Below are 258 nucleotides of genomic sequence, written 5' to 3'. Positions count from 1 at the left end.
ATCAACCGAGATTCCCCCAGTAGCGGCGAGCGAACGGGGAGCAGCCCAGAGTCTGAATCAGCATGTGTGTCAGTGGAAGCGTCTGGAAAGTCGCAGGGTACAGGGTGATACTCCCGTACACGAAGATGCATTTGCTGTGAACTCGAAGAGTAGGGCGGGACACGTGGTATCCTGTCTGAATATGGGGGGACCATCCTCCAAGGCTAAATACTCCTGACTGACCGATAGTGAACCAGTACCGTGAGGGAAAGGCGAAAA

The 258-nt window shown here is 54.3% G+C and carries 1 rRNA gene; it reads left to right on the top strand.

The window, feature by feature from the left end:
• Nucleotides 1-258 (top strand): 23S ribosomal RNA (locus tag M8318_RS00085); the annotation flags it as partial.

The sequence above is a fragment of the Leclercia tamurae genome (assembly GCF_025566055.1).
Taxonomy (GTDB): domain Bacteria; phylum Pseudomonadota; class Gammaproteobacteria; order Enterobacterales; family Enterobacteriaceae; genus Enterobacter; species Enterobacter tamurae.
The sequence above is the reverse complement of the archived record's forward strand: the minus strand, read 5'-3'. Positions and strand labels throughout refer to the sequence as shown.